The organism is Sporosarcina soli (assembly GCF_042655805.1).
Lineage (GTDB): Bacteria > Bacillota > Bacilli > Bacillales_A > Planococcaceae > Sporosarcina > Sporosarcina soli.
On record NZ_JBHSNO010000006.1, the window covers coordinates 254,605 to 270,905 of the forward strand.

22 protein-coding genes are annotated in these 16,301 nt (G+C 44.2%); 2 read left to right on the forward strand and 20 right to left on the reverse strand.

Annotation, left to right across the window (positions count from 1 at the left end):
• Nucleotides 1-50: 50 nt before the first annotated feature.
• The 5 genes from ACFPRA_RS13440 to ACFPRA_RS13460 all read right to left on the reverse strand — a co-directional run bounded on the left by ACFPRA_RS13440 (nucleotide 51) and on the right by ACFPRA_RS13460 (nucleotide 2,588).
• On the reverse strand, nucleotides 51-842 hold the full coding sequence (locus ACFPRA_RS13440) for an alpha/beta hydrolase family protein (protein WP_381435494.1): 792 nt from the start codon (nucleotides 840-842) through the stop codon (nucleotides 51-53).
• Nucleotides 832-1,293, reverse strand: coding sequence for an NUDIX hydrolase (locus ACFPRA_RS13445; RefSeq protein ID WP_381435497.1), 462 nt, complete (start codon nucleotides 1,291-1,293; stop codon nucleotides 832-834). Before ACFPRA_RS13445 ends, ACFPRA_RS13440 begins: the two co-directional genes overlap by 11 nt.
• Before the next feature lie 50 nt (nucleotides 1,294-1,343).
• The gene (locus ACFPRA_RS13450) at nucleotides 1,344-1,652 is read right to left on the reverse strand and encodes a transposase (protein ID WP_381435499.1); all 309 of its coding nucleotides are present in this window, start codon (nucleotides 1,650-1,652) and stop codon (nucleotides 1,344-1,346) included.
• A 241-nt stretch (nucleotides 1,653-1,893) separates the two neighbouring features.
• Nucleotides 1,894-2,076: a putative motility protein gene (locus ACFPRA_RS13455; protein ID WP_381435502.1), complete on the reverse strand. Its 183-nt coding sequence runs from the start codon at nucleotides 2,074-2,076 to the stop codon at nucleotides 1,894-1,896.
• Nucleotides 2,077-2,138: 62 nt separating this feature from the next.
• Nucleotides 2,139-2,588: a Dps family protein gene (locus tag ACFPRA_RS13460; protein ID WP_381435505.1), complete on the reverse strand. Its 450-nt coding sequence runs from the start codon at nucleotides 2,586-2,588 to the stop codon at nucleotides 2,139-2,141.
• Between the two features lie 100 nt (nucleotides 2,589-2,688).
• Between ACFPRA_RS13460 and yidD the strand changes: the two genes are divergently transcribed.
• Nucleotides 2,689-2,919 carry a membrane protein insertion efficiency factor YidD gene (gene yidD / locus ACFPRA_RS13465; protein ID WP_381435507.1) on the forward strand — a complete coding sequence of 77 codons (231 nt, stop codon included), beginning with the start codon at nucleotides 2,689-2,691 and terminating at the stop codon, nucleotides 2,917-2,919.
• Nucleotides 2,920-2,945: 26 nt separating this feature from the next.
• Here yidD and ACFPRA_RS13470 read toward each other — a convergent pair whose 3' ends face one another.
• Nucleotides 2,946-3,917: an NAD(P)H-dependent flavin oxidoreductase gene (locus tag ACFPRA_RS13470; RefSeq protein WP_381435510.1), complete on the reverse strand. Its 972-nt coding sequence runs from the start codon at nucleotides 3,915-3,917 to the stop codon at nucleotides 2,946-2,948.
• A gap of 78 nt (nucleotides 3,918-3,995) precedes the next feature.
• Between ACFPRA_RS13470 and ACFPRA_RS13475 the strand changes: the two genes are divergently transcribed.
• Nucleotides 3,996-4,526: a gamma carbonic anhydrase family protein gene (locus ACFPRA_RS13475; protein ID WP_381435512.1), complete on the forward strand. Its 531-nt coding sequence runs from the start codon at nucleotides 3,996-3,998 to the stop codon at nucleotides 4,524-4,526.
• A 113-nt stretch (nucleotides 4,527-4,639) separates the two neighbouring features.
• Here the strand turns inward: ACFPRA_RS13475 and paaX are convergent, their stop codons facing one another.
• The 14 genes from paaX to ACFPRA_RS13545 all read right to left on the reverse strand — a co-directional run bounded on the left by paaX (nucleotide 4,640) and on the right by ACFPRA_RS13545 (nucleotide 16,290).
• Entirely contained in the window at nucleotides 4,640-5,518 is an 879-nt protein-coding gene (gene paaX / locus ACFPRA_RS13480) for a phenylacetic acid degradation operon negative regulatory protein PaaX (protein ID WP_381435515.1), read from the reverse strand.
• Nucleotides 5,519-5,595: 77 nt separating this feature from the next.
• A complete protein-coding gene (locus tag ACFPRA_RS13485) occupies nucleotides 5,596-6,372 on the reverse strand; it encodes an enoyl-CoA hydratase-related protein (RefSeq protein WP_381435519.1) in 777 nt (258 codons plus the stop codon).
• A 108-nt stretch (nucleotides 6,373-6,480) separates the two neighbouring features.
• Nucleotides 6,481-7,686, reverse strand: a complete 1,206-nt coding sequence (locus ACFPRA_RS13490; protein ID WP_381435521.1) for a thiolase family protein — start codon at nucleotides 7,684-7,686, stop codon at nucleotides 6,481-6,483.
• Nucleotides 7,683-8,564 (reverse strand): 3-hydroxyacyl-CoA dehydrogenase, encoded by an 882-nt coding sequence (locus ACFPRA_RS13495; protein WP_381435523.1) that lies wholly within the window; start codon nucleotides 8,562-8,564, stop codon nucleotides 7,683-7,685. The genes ACFPRA_RS13490 and ACFPRA_RS13495 overlap by 4 nt, the downstream gene beginning before the upstream one ends.
• Before the next feature lie 261 nt (nucleotides 8,565-8,825).
• Nucleotides 8,826-10,337, reverse strand: coding sequence for an aldehyde dehydrogenase family protein (locus tag ACFPRA_RS13500; RefSeq protein WP_381435526.1), 1,512 nt, complete (start codon nucleotides 10,335-10,337; stop codon nucleotides 8,826-8,828).
• 14 nt (nucleotides 10,338-10,351) lie between these two features.
• Nucleotides 10,352-11,125, reverse strand: a complete 774-nt coding sequence (locus tag ACFPRA_RS13505) for an enoyl-CoA hydratase-related protein (protein ID WP_381435528.1) — start codon at nucleotides 11,123-11,125, stop codon at nucleotides 10,352-10,354.
• Nucleotides 11,126-11,139: 14 nt separating this feature from the next.
• A complete protein-coding gene (locus ACFPRA_RS13510; protein ID WP_381435531.1) occupies nucleotides 11,140-11,916 on the reverse strand; it encodes an enoyl-CoA hydratase/isomerase family protein in 777 nt (258 codons plus the stop codon).
• A 1-nt stretch (nucleotide 11,917) separates the two neighbouring features.
• A complete protein-coding gene (locus ACFPRA_RS13515; protein WP_381435533.1) occupies nucleotides 11,918-12,220 on the reverse strand; it encodes an EthD family reductase in 303 nt (100 codons plus the stop codon).
• A gap of 16 nt (nucleotides 12,221-12,236) precedes the next feature.
• Nucleotides 12,237-12,737 (reverse strand): 1,2-phenylacetyl-CoA epoxidase subunit PaaD, encoded by a 501-nt coding sequence (gene paaD, locus ACFPRA_RS13520; protein WP_381435536.1) that lies wholly within the window; start codon nucleotides 12,735-12,737, stop codon nucleotides 12,237-12,239.
• 25 nt (nucleotides 12,738-12,762) lie between these two features.
• Nucleotides 12,763-13,548 (reverse strand): 1,2-phenylacetyl-CoA epoxidase subunit PaaC, encoded by a 786-nt coding sequence (paaC, locus tag ACFPRA_RS13525; RefSeq protein ID WP_381435539.1) that lies wholly within the window; start codon nucleotides 13,546-13,548, stop codon nucleotides 12,763-12,765.
• On the reverse strand, nucleotides 13,545-13,892 hold the full coding sequence (paaB, locus tag ACFPRA_RS13530) for a 1,2-phenylacetyl-CoA epoxidase subunit PaaB (RefSeq protein ID WP_381435542.1): 348 nt from the start codon (nucleotides 13,890-13,892) through the stop codon (nucleotides 13,545-13,547). The genes paaC and paaB overlap by 4 nt, the downstream gene beginning before the upstream one ends.
• 20 nt (nucleotides 13,893-13,912) lie before the next feature.
• Nucleotides 13,913-14,866 carry a 1,2-phenylacetyl-CoA epoxidase subunit PaaA gene (paaA, locus tag ACFPRA_RS13535; RefSeq protein WP_381435546.1) on the reverse strand — a complete coding sequence of 318 codons (954 nt, stop codon included), beginning with the start codon at nucleotides 14,864-14,866 and terminating at the stop codon, nucleotides 13,913-13,915.
• Nucleotides 14,867-14,989: 123 nt separating this feature from the next.
• The gene (locus tag ACFPRA_RS13540; RefSeq protein WP_381435548.1) at nucleotides 14,990-15,232 is read right to left on the reverse strand and encodes a ferredoxin; all 243 of its coding nucleotides are present in this window, start codon (nucleotides 15,230-15,232) and stop codon (nucleotides 14,990-14,992) included.
• A gap of 32 nt (nucleotides 15,233-15,264) precedes the next feature.
• Nucleotides 15,265-16,290: an NAD(P)/FAD-dependent oxidoreductase gene (locus ACFPRA_RS13545; protein ID WP_381435550.1), complete on the reverse strand. Its 1,026-nt coding sequence runs from the start codon at nucleotides 16,288-16,290 to the stop codon at nucleotides 15,265-15,267.
• Nucleotides 16,291-16,301 lie beyond the last annotated feature (11 nt).

Consider the following 16,301-nt stretch of genomic DNA (forward strand, 5'->3'; position numbering starts at 1 on the left):
ATCGTGTAGCACATTTCAAATGTGCTACACGATTTTTAATTTTCAAACTCCTAATCTCCCTGCTTTCTCATCCAGTCACATAAGTCGCGGACGAGCTGTGCATTTTGGACCGGTGGGAAATAATGAGTGTATTGTGGAAAATACCATGTTTCATAATCCTTTTGCTGTTCTCGCAAGGCATTCTCCAGTAACACCGCCTGTTGAAATGAAACATTCGTATCGAGCATGCCATGAATGATTAAGACAGGTGCATCAATTTCATCGATCCGAAATAGCGCCGTCCGTTCCCGATAACCTTCCGGCATATTATTCGGCGTTCCGCCGATGACACGCTTCATCATGCGTCGCATATCTTTTCGTTCCTTATACGTAAATACGACATCCGAGACGCCTGCCCATGTGACGACAGAGGCGATGTCATCCCGTAAAATGGCGGTCCAAAGCGCCATGATACCCCCTCTTGAAAATGCGAATAAGTGGATTTTGTCCCGATTCGTCTTCGGATTCTGTTTAAGCACATCAATGGCATAGACCGCATCTTGCCGATCGGCCCCCGCGAATTCATCCCGGCCTTCGCCCCCGCGATTTCCTCGATAATACGGCGCAAAGACGACAAACCCTTGAGCGGCAAACTGCGCAATTCGTGCTGGACGCACCATGCCGATATGCTGCATCCCACCACGCAGGTATATGATTCCTTCATAGTTTCCTGTAGCAATCGGTTCCGCCATCATCCCTTTGACTTTATGCCCGTCCGACCAATAAGTAATTTCCTCCAAAACAACATGCGGATTTGGGGAAGGATACGGTCTGCGATGAACGATTACTCCATTAAGCGTCATTGTCCTCCACCCACTTTCTTAGCTGTTCCATTCCAGTTCCTTTCATATGAAAGCTTAACGTCTCGCAACGTTCCAGTTCTTCATCTGTCAGCCATAAAGCACCTTCCGTCTCATGCAATGTCGGCTGCTCCTCAACGTCCACCACTTTTGCGGTAAAGACCGCCTTACAAAATGTCAGTTCATTATGTACAACATATTGCGCAAATCGGACAGGTTTTGAAATAGTTACTCCTGTTTCTTCATATGTCTCACGCATCGCTGCATCTTCGATGGATTCCCCTTCTTCCGCTTTACCGCCAGGAAACTCGATACCACGGGTAGAATGAGGGGTGAGTAACCATTTCCCATTATGTTTTAATACGACAAGGACGTGTCTAGCCTGCATGCCCATTCGATTTTCACCGAAAGTCAGTTCGACACGTCCACCATTTATATCCTCAAATAGGTACATTGTTATCACGTCCTTCATTATACTAAGTGTAACGAAGGACGGCCAACCAATCAACGGAAATACGGTAGTTTTTCAATGAATCGTTTCGACTCATCATCGGTAAATTCATGGATGAGCGCATACACTTTCATCGTCCGCAAATCGATATCATGGTTATCCTTATCGTAATGATAAGGGATATACGGTAAATGAGCCCTATAAAAATTACGGATTTCAAGATCATACATCTGATCAAATAACCGATGGAATATCGATACGTAAGCATTCGGCACTTCGACTTCATATTCCCAAGGCGAGTCATGGGGGCGATGATACACTTGCTGATTAGCGACGGATACATACATTTTATACGTTTCCATGTGGACACATCCTTTTTCATTTTAGGATGGACCGTTCGAATGAAAACATGCACTTCCAAAGAAATGGAAGTGCATGTTTTCAGCCTGTTGACAAACGCTCGCATCCGTTGTTGCTCGTCTCGCTCGTCCGCTCATGAACCCTAGTTCGATTCGCGTCTTCGCTCGACTTCGCGCCTAGGCTGACAAGCGTTTTCAATCAGGCTGAAGGAATCCCTAATTTACAGCGTAAACTTAAAAAAGATTATGCTTTGACGTCAATCGAAGCCCCTTTATTAGGATGGGCTGCGACAGGCTGATCCGGTAAGCTTTTCAGCATATCCGTCGCGGCGGTACTGCTCATTGAAAGGGCATTATTCAACACGCTCAACTGAACCGTCGATTGAAGGCTTCTCAGCTGGCTGGCCATGATGGAATTGATATCCACTTCGCTTCCTCCCTCCATATCCTTCCTATCGGCAAGTTCCGGTTGATTTCAAGTTGTATTGATTATTTATTGTCCTCGCCAAGGAAGGCGTTCAGCATCCATTGATGTTTCTCGATGCTTTGATAAGTGGCGTTCAGCAAGTCTTCTGTCATATCATCGCCATCCTTCGCGGCCAGCTCCATCCCTTTTTTCAGCGATTTCATGATTTCCCCGAAATCATCGACGACCGTCTTCACCATCTGATCTTCCTTCTCTTCACCTGACGCTTCTTTGACAACGGATTGTTCCAGATGCTCTCTCAACGTCGCAACTGGATTACCTCCCAATGTCAAAATCCTTTCAGCAATCTCGTCCATATGGGCAGTTGCTTCATTATATAGTTCTTCAAATTTAGCATGTAATGTGAAAAAATGATGGCCCTTTATATACCAATGATAATTGTGAAGCTTTGTATACATAACAGACCATGTGGATACTTGCGTGTTCAATTCTTGAATAAGTTCTTTTGACATAAAAATCGCTCCCTATTATGTTAATCTAATTCGTCCCACTGTTCATTTACCACATTAGTCACTACAATAAACATATTAGTGCAAATAGGGAGTTCTCATCATGAAAAAAATCTTAATCATTTTTATCAAAATCTATCAAAAAGCCATTTCACCATTGACGCCACCTTCCTGCCGTTTCTACCCGACTTGTTCCCATTACGGAATGGAAGCAATCGAAAAACATGGAGCATTGAGAGGTTCGTGGCTCGCCATACGCCGAATTTTAAAATGTCATCCATTTCATGAAGGCGGGTTTGATCCGGTGCCGGAAAAGGGTGAGAAGGAAAAATAATAGAAAAGCTGTATTCTTTCCCTCTATTACTTACCGCGACCGCGAATTTCTCGAAACCTGTCGGCGGTTAATTGTATCCTTTCTTCGGCCTCTACTATCATGGACTGCAGCAACTCTTTAACACTTGGTATGTCATCGATCAAACCTGCTATAAGACCACTATTGATAAAACCGTTGTCCATATCCCCTTCGATGGCGCCTTTGATATGTTGGTCTTCAGTTGTCCAGTTCATGTATTGATCAAGTGTCATCCCCGCCTTTTCACGCTCTTTAATCTTTTTCGCATAGGCATTCGTTAACACCCTTCTTGTACGACCAATACTCCGACCGAGAATAACAGTCGACGTATCTTCCGCTTCGACAACAGATTGCTTATACATCTTATGAAACGGCGCTTCTTTCGTTGCGATTAATCGAGTACCGATTTGGACGCCGCCCGCACCGAGCATGAAGGCAGCGGCAAGTCCTTTACCGTCCCCGATACCGCCTGCAGCAAGGACAGGAACTTGAACATTTGCCACGATTTGCGGAATGAGGGTAAAGGTTGTCAACTCCAAGTGCGAATTGATACCGGCAGCTTCGAATCCTTCCGCTACTAAAATATCCGCTCCAGCCGCTTCCGCTTTTAGAGCGTGCTTTACGGAAGCAACGAGTGCCAGTACCTTGATACCGTGTTCGTGCAACTTGGGGATGAAGGGTGCTGGATTACCAGCCGAAAGTGATACAACTAGAATTTTATGCTTAATGGCTAAATCGATTAATTCATTCGTATAAGGCGACACGCCGATCGCAATATTAAGCGCAAATTTTTTTTTTGTTCGCTCTTTCGTCTCTAAAATGATATGTTCGACTTCTTTTGACGTCATCGTACCACAGCCAATCGTGCCAAGCCCTCCTGCTTCCGAAACAGCAGCCGTCAATTGGGCGTTGCTTATATTTCCCATTCCACCTTGAACGATCGGGTAAATAATCTGAAGTATTTCGCATACACGTAACACTTTTTAACCTCCTGACGAAATTATGTTATAATTAAAACAAACAAAAATAATCAACTATTTTCTAATGGGGGCATTTACATGATTATCACGTATAACAACCACACACCTGTACTTGATTCAACCGTGTTCGTTGCGCCAAGTGCTAATATAATCGGCAATGTTCATATCGGAGCAGAATCGACGATTTGGTTCGGCGCAGTATTACGCGGTGATGAAGACAACATCAGCATTGGTAAACGATGCAGTATCCAAGACAATTCCACACTCCACCAATTCGAAGGCGCACCAGTCACCGTTGAAGACGAGGTAACCATTGGTCACAATGTCATCTTGCACGGATGTACAATTGGTAGACGCTCAATTATTGGCATGGGCTCAACCATACTAGACCATGCAGAAATCGGAGAAGAATGCATCATTGGTGCCAATACACTCATTCCTCAGGGGAAAAAGATTCCTCCTCGTTCACTCGTTATCGGTTCTCCCGGTAAAGTCGTTCGTGAATTGACCGACCAAGACTTAGAACTGATTCAATTATCCATCGACACTTACGTTCAAAAAGGATATGAATACCGTAAAATCTTCCCGGACATTGTCAATGTAAAATAGTTAAATTAAATGGGGCCACTTGAAAAGTCGTAAATTGTATCGACTTGCCAAGCAGCCCCTTTTTCTCAATGAGGGTTTATATGAGCAACTGAGGCATACCATGACTTCCTAAATTATGAAATGATAAACGGATGCTCATTAGCGTCATACCCTTTGTCTTTTCGCCCCAAGTCATTATCTTTCGCAAATACTTCTTCGAAAAACCGGCTCGCTGGTTCTGCTAATAATTTATAATACTTTTCGAATAAAAGAGTCGCATGCGTTCCGCTCCACATATCCGGTAGCAATTCCTTTGGTAGACCGGGATCATCAAATAGAAATTTCCGGTATTCATGGACAAGATTTGTTCGCTCGACGAAACATTCCGCATCCGTCATGCGTCCTTCATCAATCATACTTTCATGGATGATGTACTTTTTACTGTACGCGGAAACAAATTCTTCATATTTTGCCTCGATTTTTTCAAGTGGCCAGCTTCTTTCAACAAGTGCTTTATCCGAATGAGGTCCCCGGTATTCTACCAAGAAGTAATCGACGTAGTCATCGATATCATATTTTTGTACAAGTAATCTGGCCTCAATTGCCAAGTCATTAGGAGATATCCAACAGCCATTAGAGAAACTGCCAAATCCACTCCACATCAACTCATTGCGCAGCTCATCACGGATGTGCCGCTTTTCCTCTGGGATCGTGTACATCAGCATGCGCCATTTGCCATCCCATTCATGCGGTTGTACTTGGTAAATACGGCGAGCAGCTTCTTCTATCCGTTTTTCTCCACGGTCTGTCAAGAAATAATAACTTTTATTTCCTTGTTTTTCTGATTGAACCCAGCCAAGTTTCATCATTCTTGAGACGGCTACACGAACGGCCTGTTCATTGTGACCGAACTCTTTTAGCAACCGAATTAAACTGCCGATCCAAATTTTGTTCCCATAATGGCGGATATAATCCCCATAAATTGTAAAAATCATCGATTGCGTATTCGACATAGTTTATCACTCTTCCCTTACAGCATTTCAAGAACCACTTTCCTTTCCATTATATCGTTATATGTTTAAATGTTAACTTATTTACCTGTAAATTCTGGTTTTCTTTTTTCGCTAAACGCCTTAAGCGCTTCAATACGGTCTTCCGTTGGGATTACAAGCTCATACGCTTTCGACTCAATCGCAAGCCCTGTTTGTAGATCAGTATTCATCCCTTGTGTAATCGCATACTTGGCTTGTTTGATCGCTACCGGTCCATTTTTTGTTATATCAGATGCAAACTGCTCACATACTTCCAGCAGTTGATCTTTTTCCACAATCTTTATTACAACACCAAGCTCCAGTGCTTCTTCAGCTGTAAATCTCTTCGCCGTAAAAATCAGTTCTTTTGCTTTCATTTCACCAACTAGGCGCGGAAGACGTTGCGTCCCACCTGCTCCTGGAATAATCGCCCAACTTGTTTCGGTCAGCCCCATGAGAACTCCTTGTACCGCGATTGAAAAATCACACGCAAGCATCAATTCAAAACCCCCGCCAAGCGCGTATCCGTTCACAGCAGCAATAGTTGGTTGCGGTAAATCGGCGATGCTATTGAATACATCTCGGATTGCCCGCACATTCCGTCTCGTCTCCGTCTCCGTTAACGTTTTTCGTTCTTTCAAATCGGCACCCGCACTGAATGCTTTGTCCCCTGCTCCAGTAAAAATGACTACTTTTACATCCGAATCTAGCGCGATTTTATCCGTTGCTTCTTGCAATTCTCGTAGTGTAGCATAGTTAAAGCAGTTCAACGCCTCTTCTCGATTGATCGTCACATAAGCAATTCCATTCCTTTTTGTCAATAAAATATTTGTCATCTCTCTCTCCCCTTTATCAAATTTAGATCTTGGTTTATTTAGCATACTTCTATTTGGATAAAGTCCAAAAAGCTGTCCAACATTTACTGGACAGCTTTTTGTTGACGATCATTCCTGGATATTTTCGACAATAGCCGCAATGCCTTGTCCGACACCGATACACATTGTCGCAAGGCCGTATTTCTCATCCCGCTTCTTCATTTCATGAATGAGCGTTGTCAAAATACGTGCTCCACTCGCGCCAAGTGGATGTCCAAATGCAATTGCTCCACCGTTAACATTTACTTTTTCCTGATCAAGTTCAAGCTGTTTTATACATTCAAGTGATTGTGAAGCAAATGCCTCGTTCAATTCAATCAAGCCGATGTCGTCCTTGTTCAAGCCCGCACGATCCAGTGCCTTTCTGGATGCATAAATCGGACCAAGCCCCATCACAGCTGGCTCAAGTCCTGCTGTTGCTCCCGCTACATATTTTGCTAATGGCTTCAAACCGAGTTCTTTCGCTTTTTCAGCGCTCATTAATAAAAGTGCAGAAGCTCCATCATTGACACCGGAAGCATTCCCTGCTGTTACTGTACCATTTTCAAAAATGGGACGCAGTTTACCGAGTCCTTCAAGCGTCGATTCGGGACGTGGATGTTCATCCGTGTCGACCACAATTTCATTCCCTTTACGGTCTTTATAAACGACCGGAACAATTTCCTCTGCAAAGCGGTTTGCTGCCATTGCTTTTTTCGCACGTTCTTGGCTTTCAAGTGCAAAACGATCTTGTGCTTCGCGGCTAATATCGAAACGCTGGGCAACATTTTCTGCCGTCTTTGGCATTGTATCGGCGCCGTACATTTCCTCCAGTTTTTTATTGGTGAAACGCCAGCCGATTGTTGTATCATACATTTTCATATCTCCGCGTGGATTTGCCCGTTCCGGTTTCGCCATGACGAATGGTGCACGCGTCATGCTTTCTGTTCCGCCCGCGATATAAATATCTCCTTCGCCGACCGCGATTGATCTTGCGGCATAAATGACTGCATCGAGCCCCGAACCACATAATCGGTTAAGTGTTGTACCCCCAATTTCGATCGGTAAACCCGCAAGTAATGTCGACATTCTTGCAACGTTACGATTATCTTCTCCTGCCTGGTTTGCATTACCAAAAATAACTTCTTCAATCTGGTTAACCGGAACACCCGGGTTCCGCTCAACAAGCGCTTTTAGAACAACAGCGCCTAAATCGTCCGGTCTAATGTCTTTTAACGCACCGTTGTACCTTCCGATCGGTGTTCGAACGGCATCAACAATTACTACTTCTTTCATTTTTTCACCAACTCTTTCTTAGTTTCATGATGTGCATAATCATAAACACCTTTACCGCTCTTTCTTCCAAGACGTCCTGCTTGAACATACTGCTCCAAAAGAGGAGCCGGACGGAATCTTTCTCCAAGTTTTTCATGCATATAGCGCAAGTTATTTAACCGTGCATCTAACCCGACAAGGTCGACGAGTTCAAATGGTCCCATTGGATAACCCAGTCCAAGCTTGATCGCCTTATCAATTTCTTCTGGCGTACCGAGTCCTTCTTGTAACATGTGGAATGCTTCATTTCCTACGAGCGCACTCATACGACTCGTTACAAATCCCGGGAATTCATTAATAACAACCGTTTCCTTGCCCATTCTTTCAGCAACTTCTCGGATGACTTTAGCTGTTTCATCATTCGTCTCCAATCCGCGAATAATTTCAACGAGTGGCATTTTATGTACAGGGTTAAAGAAATGCATGGCAATTGTTTTTTCTGGTCGCTTCCCATATGACGCGATTTCTGTTGGGCTCATCGTCGATGTATTCGTTGCAAAATAACATGCTGCTGGAGCATGTGCATCAATCGTTTCAAATACTTGCTTTTTAATTGCGGCTATCTCAGGCACCGCTTCGATAATGAGATCGGCTTTAGCTGCCGCCTGCGCTAAATCTGTCACATAAGATAATTTTTCTTTGGCAGTGACCACTGTTTCTGCTGTTACTTTTCCTCTTTCGATCCCCTTTTCAAAAATTACAGAAATTTCATTTTCCGCGTTTTTCAGTGCATCAGGGTTAATGTCTACGATGGAAACAGAATAGCCTCCCAATGCCCCAACGTAGGCGATCCCTCTTCCCATGACGCCGGAACCGACGACAACGATACGTTCAATCATGTTTATTCCTCCTTAATAAATCAAATACGCCTCGGCGTATTTGCGTCCAGATTTTGAATTGCGCTTGCGCAATTATATCCCTTCAAAATCTGTGACATCCGCCGGAGGCTACCTTTATTCAGCAGCTGTTTGAACCACACTGAAATGCATACCTATTTAACATTCATCCCACTACTTATAGAGGTAGCAGACTCCTGCTGAATAAAGGTAAAAAATGCGGACAGAGAAACATCCCCGTCCGCGTCGTAATGAATCGGTATCTTAGAGGCCGAGTGGGTTCAATGGGCGGCTACCGAAGTAGGAGACGATACTCTTCGTTTCCGTATAAAGGTCCAATGTCTCGATGGACAATTCGCGTCCAAAACCGGATTGCTTGTAGCCGCCGAACGGTGTTCCCGGCATTGCGGAAAACGGGCAGTTGACCATCACAATTCCAGCTTGAATTTGGTTCGCTACACGTGTCGCACGTGCACCGTCTTTTGACCAAACCGCGGAGCCTAGACCGTAGATTGTATCATTTGCTAAAGCGATTGCTTCTTTTTCGTCTTTGAATTTCATGACCGTCACAACAGGTCCAAAAATTTCTTCCTGAACGATTTCCATGTCTTGTGTTACATTTCCAATAATAGTTGGCTCGTACCAGAATCCGCTTTCAAATCCTTCAGGCTTTACTACTTTACCGCCCGCCAACACTTCCGCACCTTCTTTTACTGCGCGCTGAACATATCCATCAATCGTATCTAGTTGACCTTGGTCGATGATGGCACCCATATGTGTTCCTTTATCAAACGGATTGCCCAAAACGATTTGTTTTGCTTTCGACACGAATTTTTCCATAAACTCATCATAAATGGCTTCATGGATATACAGTCTTGAACGTGCTTCGCAGGATTGACCAGAGTTATAGAAAATACCATAAAGTGAACCGTCAACAGCTGCATCAATGTCTGCATCTTCAAATACGAGGTTCGGAGATTTTCCACCTAGTTCAAGTGTAACGCGTTTCAATGTTTGAGATGCTTTGCCCATAATGTCTTTACCGATTGGTGTAGAGCCTGTAAATGCCACTTTGTCCACATTTGGGTGTTCGACTAGGAAATTCCCAACATCCGCACCTGATCCTGGGACAATATTGACAACGCCTGCAGGAACGCCCGCTTCAAGACAGATTTCACCGAGGACGATTGCCGTAAGCGGTGTCAATGATGCTGGCTTAACAACAATTGAACAACCAACTGCGATGGCAGGCGCTATTTTCCATGCCGCCATCATCAGCGGATAGTTCCATGGAATGATTTGCGCACAAACGCCTACTGGCTCTTTTTCTGTATAGTTTTGGAACTGACCTGGAAGGTTATTTACAACACCTCTGTGGCCAACAATTGCGCCCGCATAAAATTCGAAGTCTTCAATAGCTTGGTTAATTTGCCCTTGTGCTGCATCTACTGTCTTCCCCGTGTTGAGCACTTCAAGTTCAACAAGCTCCTTGAAACGTGAACGCATAATTTCTGCAATTTTATTCAATGTGCGTGCCCGATACCCGACAGGCATTTTTTTCCACTTTCCATGATCAAATGCATCGCGTGCTGCTTGAACTGCACGTTCCGCATCTTCTTGTGAAGCTTTTGCCACTTCTGCTACTAGTTCTCCTGTTGCCGGATTATAAACTTTAATCGTATCACCTGTACTGCTTTTCACTTGTTCTCCATTGATAAGTAGGGAATAAAAATCCCGTTTAACTTCTAATTTCGTTTCCTCTATAATCGTCGACATATCGAACACTCCTTTTATTTACCTATAAAAACAGGCTTTCTTTTTTCCATGAACGCTGTGACACCTTCCCGATGGTCAGCAGTCAAACCCGCTATGCGCTGCCCTTGTGCTTCTTGTTCAAGAAACTCTTCATAAGTTAGTTCAGTAGCCGCGTTCAATGAACGTTTAATCAACCCGATTGCCTTTGTTGGCATAGTAGCAAGACGTCCCGCAAACGCCGCCACTTCAGCTTCCCACTCATCGGCCGCAATCAATCGATTAGCAAGCCCCAATTGTACAGCCTCGGCCGCTTGAACCTTCTCGCCAAGTATCGAAAGTTCCGCCGCCTTCGCCTGTCCAACGAGCTTTGTAAGGACATGTAAATTCCCTGAATCCGGGATGAGTCCGACATGAATGAAAGCATTTAAGAAACTGGCACGCTCCGAGACAAGTCTGAAATCACACGCCAGCGCGAGGCTGAATCCTGCGCCAGCCGAAACCCCATTGACAGCTGCAACAATCGGTTTTTCAAGTTGTCGAATCGCTTTCAACATTGGACCGTACTGGTTACGTAACACTTCACCATGATCCATCTGTTCATCCACACTGGCCAAATCTTGGCCGGCACAAAACGCTCTTCCTTCACCGGTTATGACGATACAGCGCACTTGTTCATCTGTTGTTGCGGATTTTATCGCAGTCGTTATTTCCTTGTTCATTTGCTCCGTAAACGCATTCAATTTATCCGGACGGTTCAGTCGAAGCCAGGCAACTCCGTCTGTTATTTCATATCGAATCGTATTGTACATACGGCAGTTCTCCTTTACTTCCCTTTGTACTCCGGCTTCCTTTTTTCAACGAAAGCACTCATGCCTTCTTTCTGGTCTTCCGAAGCAAACAGCAGGTAGAAGTTTTTACGCTCATATTGCATACCTTCATATAATGTATAATCGACAGCTTTGTTCACTGAATCTTTGATAAGACGAACGGCAAGTGGTGGCTGTTGAACAATCTTCGCCGCATACTTCATTGTTTCTTCCAGTAAGAGCTCAGGTGCAACAATCCGATTAATAACGCCATGATGAAGAGCTGTCTCTGAGGTGATCCGTTCCCCAGTCCAAATCCATTCAAGCGCTTTTGTCCGTCCGACGAGTTTCGTCAACCGTTGTGTACCGCCAGCTCCTGGCATTACACCAAGATTGACTTCCGGGAACGAAAACTCAGTCCCACTTGCCGCTACTAACGAATCACAGCAAAGAGCAAGTTCGAAACCCCCGCCGAAAACAAAGCCTTGCACAGCGCCGATAATTGGTTTTTTGATATTGGCAATTCGATCCCAATCCGCGAACTGATTCAACAATTCCAAGCGGATTGGATCATCTTCGGACATTTCGTCGATGTCTGCGCCAGCTGAAAAGGCACGACCTTTTCCCGAAAGCACGATGACTCGTGCATCTGGATCCCGATCAAATCCTTCCATTGCCATAAGAATTTCACCGATCATTTTCCGATTCAGTGAATTTAGCTGACGTGGACGATTCAAAACAACACTTGCAATCCCGTCCGCCAAGGATGTTTCAATGAATTCAAAACAATCCATTTTACGCATCCTCGCCGATAATCAATGTGACGAGGTCACCCGCAAAGCTCATCAAGTCTTTACCGGATGCTTTCCCTTCTTCTGAACGCATACCGTTTTTCAGTGCTTCTGCATCATCATAAATCATTTCACACATCAAATAATAAGGTGGTTTTCCGCCCATTACAGAGTTCGTGAATTTTGTTACTTTCATTTCACGCAAGCCCGGAATTTTTGCCGTGATCGGTCCGTGAACGTTAAAGTAATGGTCATCGAACGCCTTTTCATCTTCTGGGTGTTTATACAACGCTACGAGTTTTGCCATCATAAATCTCCTCACTTTACATTAATGTTGAAACAGGCTTCATTGCCTCAAAAACGTTTTTGCAACTTTTACAGTAAAGAATGCTTCTGCAAGCGGTCGGTCCGAATATATTATCCATCGTTACATAGGTAGAACCGCAATAGGCACAATCAACGTGCCACGAGCCATCTTCCTCGAAATGGCGTGGTGGCGGCGCAATACCAAACTTCCGTAGGCCGACATGCCCCTGCTCCGTGATCCGGTCGGATGTCCACGGTGGACTGAATATGAATTCTACTTCCACCTCTGATACTTCCGGAAGTTCTTGCACCGCCTCGACTGTATTTTTCTTAATGATCTCAAGTGCTGGACAGCCGAGGAACGTCGGCAGAAGAACAACTTTTACGTCGTTCCCTTCCACCGTGACATTCTCCACCATTCCAAGATCAAGGATGCTCACCGTATCAATTTCCGGGTCTTTTACATTCATCAACGCACCGTATATACTCTCGTTCGTTAGTGGTGTAAGTACTGTCATTCGGGGTGCCTCCTTTAATGATCGATTACCAAACAGCTTCCACGTCTAATCGGTACACTTCGGAAAGTGTCGCAATCGCTGCATCTAGTTCCTCCGTATGTTCGCCGTTTCGTCCGTTTTTCGTCGGTACCGGGATTTTGGGTACTTCCAAGCCAAGTGATGCAAAAACAGGTGTCAACGCAGCAAGCCAACTCTTTGTCAGTTCGTCTTCGCTCGCTATGAGGCCTTCACTTTCAATTGCTTCCTTATATTGTCCATATGAGAAGATGTCGCCAAAGTCTTCCATCACAAGTTGAATTGCCTTGTTCATCCGCTCTTTCGCTTCATCCGTAGAACTCAATAACTGTGTAAACCAAGTTCTCCAGTGCATGAGGTGATAGTGAAGCTCCATGCTCACTTTCACAGCTCCTTCCGCGAGCGGAGCGTATGAGCTTTCACGAAGTGAATCGATTTTCACGCGTTTCGCCTGTGTATAGAAGTAGTTTCGTACAACCGCGTAAGCCCAGTCGTAAATCGGGGTTTCCATGTAGTAGCCTTCACCATTTACACGCTCAGCCAAAATACTATTTCTTCTTTCCGCTGACGGGCGCAAATGTGCAAGCGCGTCTGCATTTCCTGCCCCGAGTTCCTCAAGTAAGTTATAGTACATCGTCGCATGCCCCATCGTATCCTGCGTGATTGACGAGGAAGCGACGTCCTCCTCGATGTGTGGAGCCAAGCCGAGCCATTCAGATCCGCGGTAAGAGATCAAGAAGTCATCATCCGCTAATTGGAATAAAAGCTCTTTCAATGCTTCAGTATGAGTTGTCATTTTTTATCACCTGCCCAAGATAAGATCTCTTTTTCATCCAGCATTTGCTGTTCATAATGACGCCATTTCTTCTTCAAGTAGCCGTAACCTTTGGTCTCTCGATAATCCTTATTATCCAAACGTCCAAGGATCAATTTCTCTTCACCTTCCAGGCCACGTATATCTTTCCGGTTCACAATCCAGATATCAACGACCGGCTCACGTCGCATGAAGTTTTCCTGTGCCATGATCAGCGCCATTTCCTTATTTGGAGCAAGTAAGCTAAACTGGTGCTGGAACGATGCTGCCGGTGTTCGTTTGCTGAAAACTTCAAACTCTTGATAAAATGTTGCTTCTTTTCCCATCTGTTAACGTCTCCTTTCTGTTAGTCAATGACTGCACTCAATGCATCACGTACCCATGCGTTATATTCATAAGAAGTACGGCGTAAGTTCAGGCGTGCCTGTGAACGCGGCCCTTCGTTTTTAATGATTTTTTTAAATTTAGACCAGTCTGGCTGTGCATATTCCCATTGTTTTTTCTCATCGTCATAACGAAGAGTTGGATCTGGGATTGTCAGACCGAGCGACTGAATGCGTGGAATGTATTTATCAAAGAAATCTTGACGTAATTGTTCATTTGTTTTTGTACGGATTCTATATTTAATCGTTACATCTTGTTTTGAAGAGCCAGTTGTATTACTACTTGCCGGTCCGAAGAACATCAGTAGAGATTCCCACCACCCGTCCAGTGATTCTTGAATCATTGCTCTTTGCTCAGCCGTTCCTTCTGCTAAAGCAAGGATGATTGATTCTCCGTGCTGTGCGTGGAATACTTCCTCTGCACAAATTCGTTGCAATGCTCTTGCATATGGACCGTATGAAGCACCTAGCATGTTTGTTTGCGTGATGATCGCTGCTCCATCGACGAGCCAGCCGATCAGCCCTGCATCCGCCCATGTATTTGTTTCCATATGGAACACGTTGTGGAACTTCAAATCTCCATTGAATAAATCTTGCATCAAGTCGCCGCGATTCCTGCCATAAGGCTTCAATAAATCTTCCGCAACACGCAAGAGTAGCTGTCCATGTCCCATCTCATCTTGTACTTTTGACATAATGCCAAGCTTTCGGCGTAGTGAAGGGGCTTTCGGAACCCATTCCTTTTCGGGAAGTGCCCCCATAATCTCACTAATTCCATGCATGGATATCAATTTAATAAGTGCCACACGATATTCCTCCGGCATCCAATCATCTGCTTCGATTTTCTCGCCTGCTTCAATACGTGCAAGAAATTCTATCTGCATTTCTTCTTCCGTTCTTGCAGCTGCCAAAACCATTTTCTAACTCCTCCTTCTTATTCCAACTCTATATATAACCGTTATCTAACGATAGCATACATTATTGTTACATTGAAAGGCAAGCCTTTTTCCGAATACTCCGTTTTAAAAAAACAAAGTGTTTCAATCGAATGACCCCACTAACAATGGTTCTTCACTCATCTTAATAGAATCTGTTGGGCAACCATCACATGCATCTTCAAGATCATCTAGCAAATCTTCCGGTACTACTGCAGTGCCTTCATTATCATCCAAAAGAACATAAGCAAAACCCTCATCGTTGTACGCAAAAATATCAGGGGCACTTGCACCGCAAGCTCCACATGCAATACAAGTTTCTTGGTTCACGATTGTATATGCTGACATATCAAGTTCCCTCTCTTTCGTATATTTAATTGTTACACAGTAACTTTTTCCTTCGTTTCTTCCGTTTTAGCCATCACTGTCGTGCTATGAATTGGCTGCACTTTCGATGTCGGATCGATGTATACTTTTGCGTTACTAATAGCAGTTGGACCTTCCCCAAAACCGCTGGCGATTAATTTAACTTTTCCTTCATATGTGCAAATATCACCGGCAGCGTAAATACCTGGGATATTCGTTTCCATTTTTGAGTTGACGACGATACAGTTCTTGTCTAGCTCAAGCTCCCAATCTTTAATCGGTCCAAGTGAAGAGACGAATCCGTAATTGACGATGACATCATCTACATCAATCACTTTCACTTTATCTCCTTTTACCTGTTGAAGAACAACCTGCTCGATTTTATCATCTCCGATAAATTTCGTTGGCACATATGGCGTCAACACTTCTACAGCAGAGTTATGCATTTCTTCAACGGTCGCTTCATGTGCACGGAAACGATCGCGACGGTGAGCGATTGTTACTTTTTCCGCAATCGGTTCAAGCATAAGTGCCCAGTCGACAGCAGAGTCGCCGCCGCCGAATAATTGGACTTTCTTTCCTGTAAAACTATTTAAATCTGTTATTAAATAATGCAAGTTCGAGTCTTCAAACTTCGTTGCTTCTTCAAGCTCAAGTCTTCTCGGTTGGAAAGACCCATTTCCAGCAGTGATAATGATTGCTTTCGAATAATGCGTAGCTTTGTCCGTCGTAAGTTTGAACGTTCCGTCTGCTTGTCGTTCAATTTGCTCAACCATTTGACCAAGACTAACCGTCTGTTCAAACTGTTCCAATTGTTCTTTTAAGCGATTGATTAAATCTTGTGCTGTAATTTTTGGAAATCCAGCTACATCATAAATAAATTTTTCCGGATATAAAGCGGATAACTGACCGCCTAGTTGCGGTAAGCTTTCGATAATATTACAAGTCATGTTTCGCAGTCCAGCATAAAAAGCGGTAAATAAGCCGACAGGTCCTCCGCCGATAATGGTTACATCATAAATTTTCTGATTTTCAGACATATGCTTTCCTC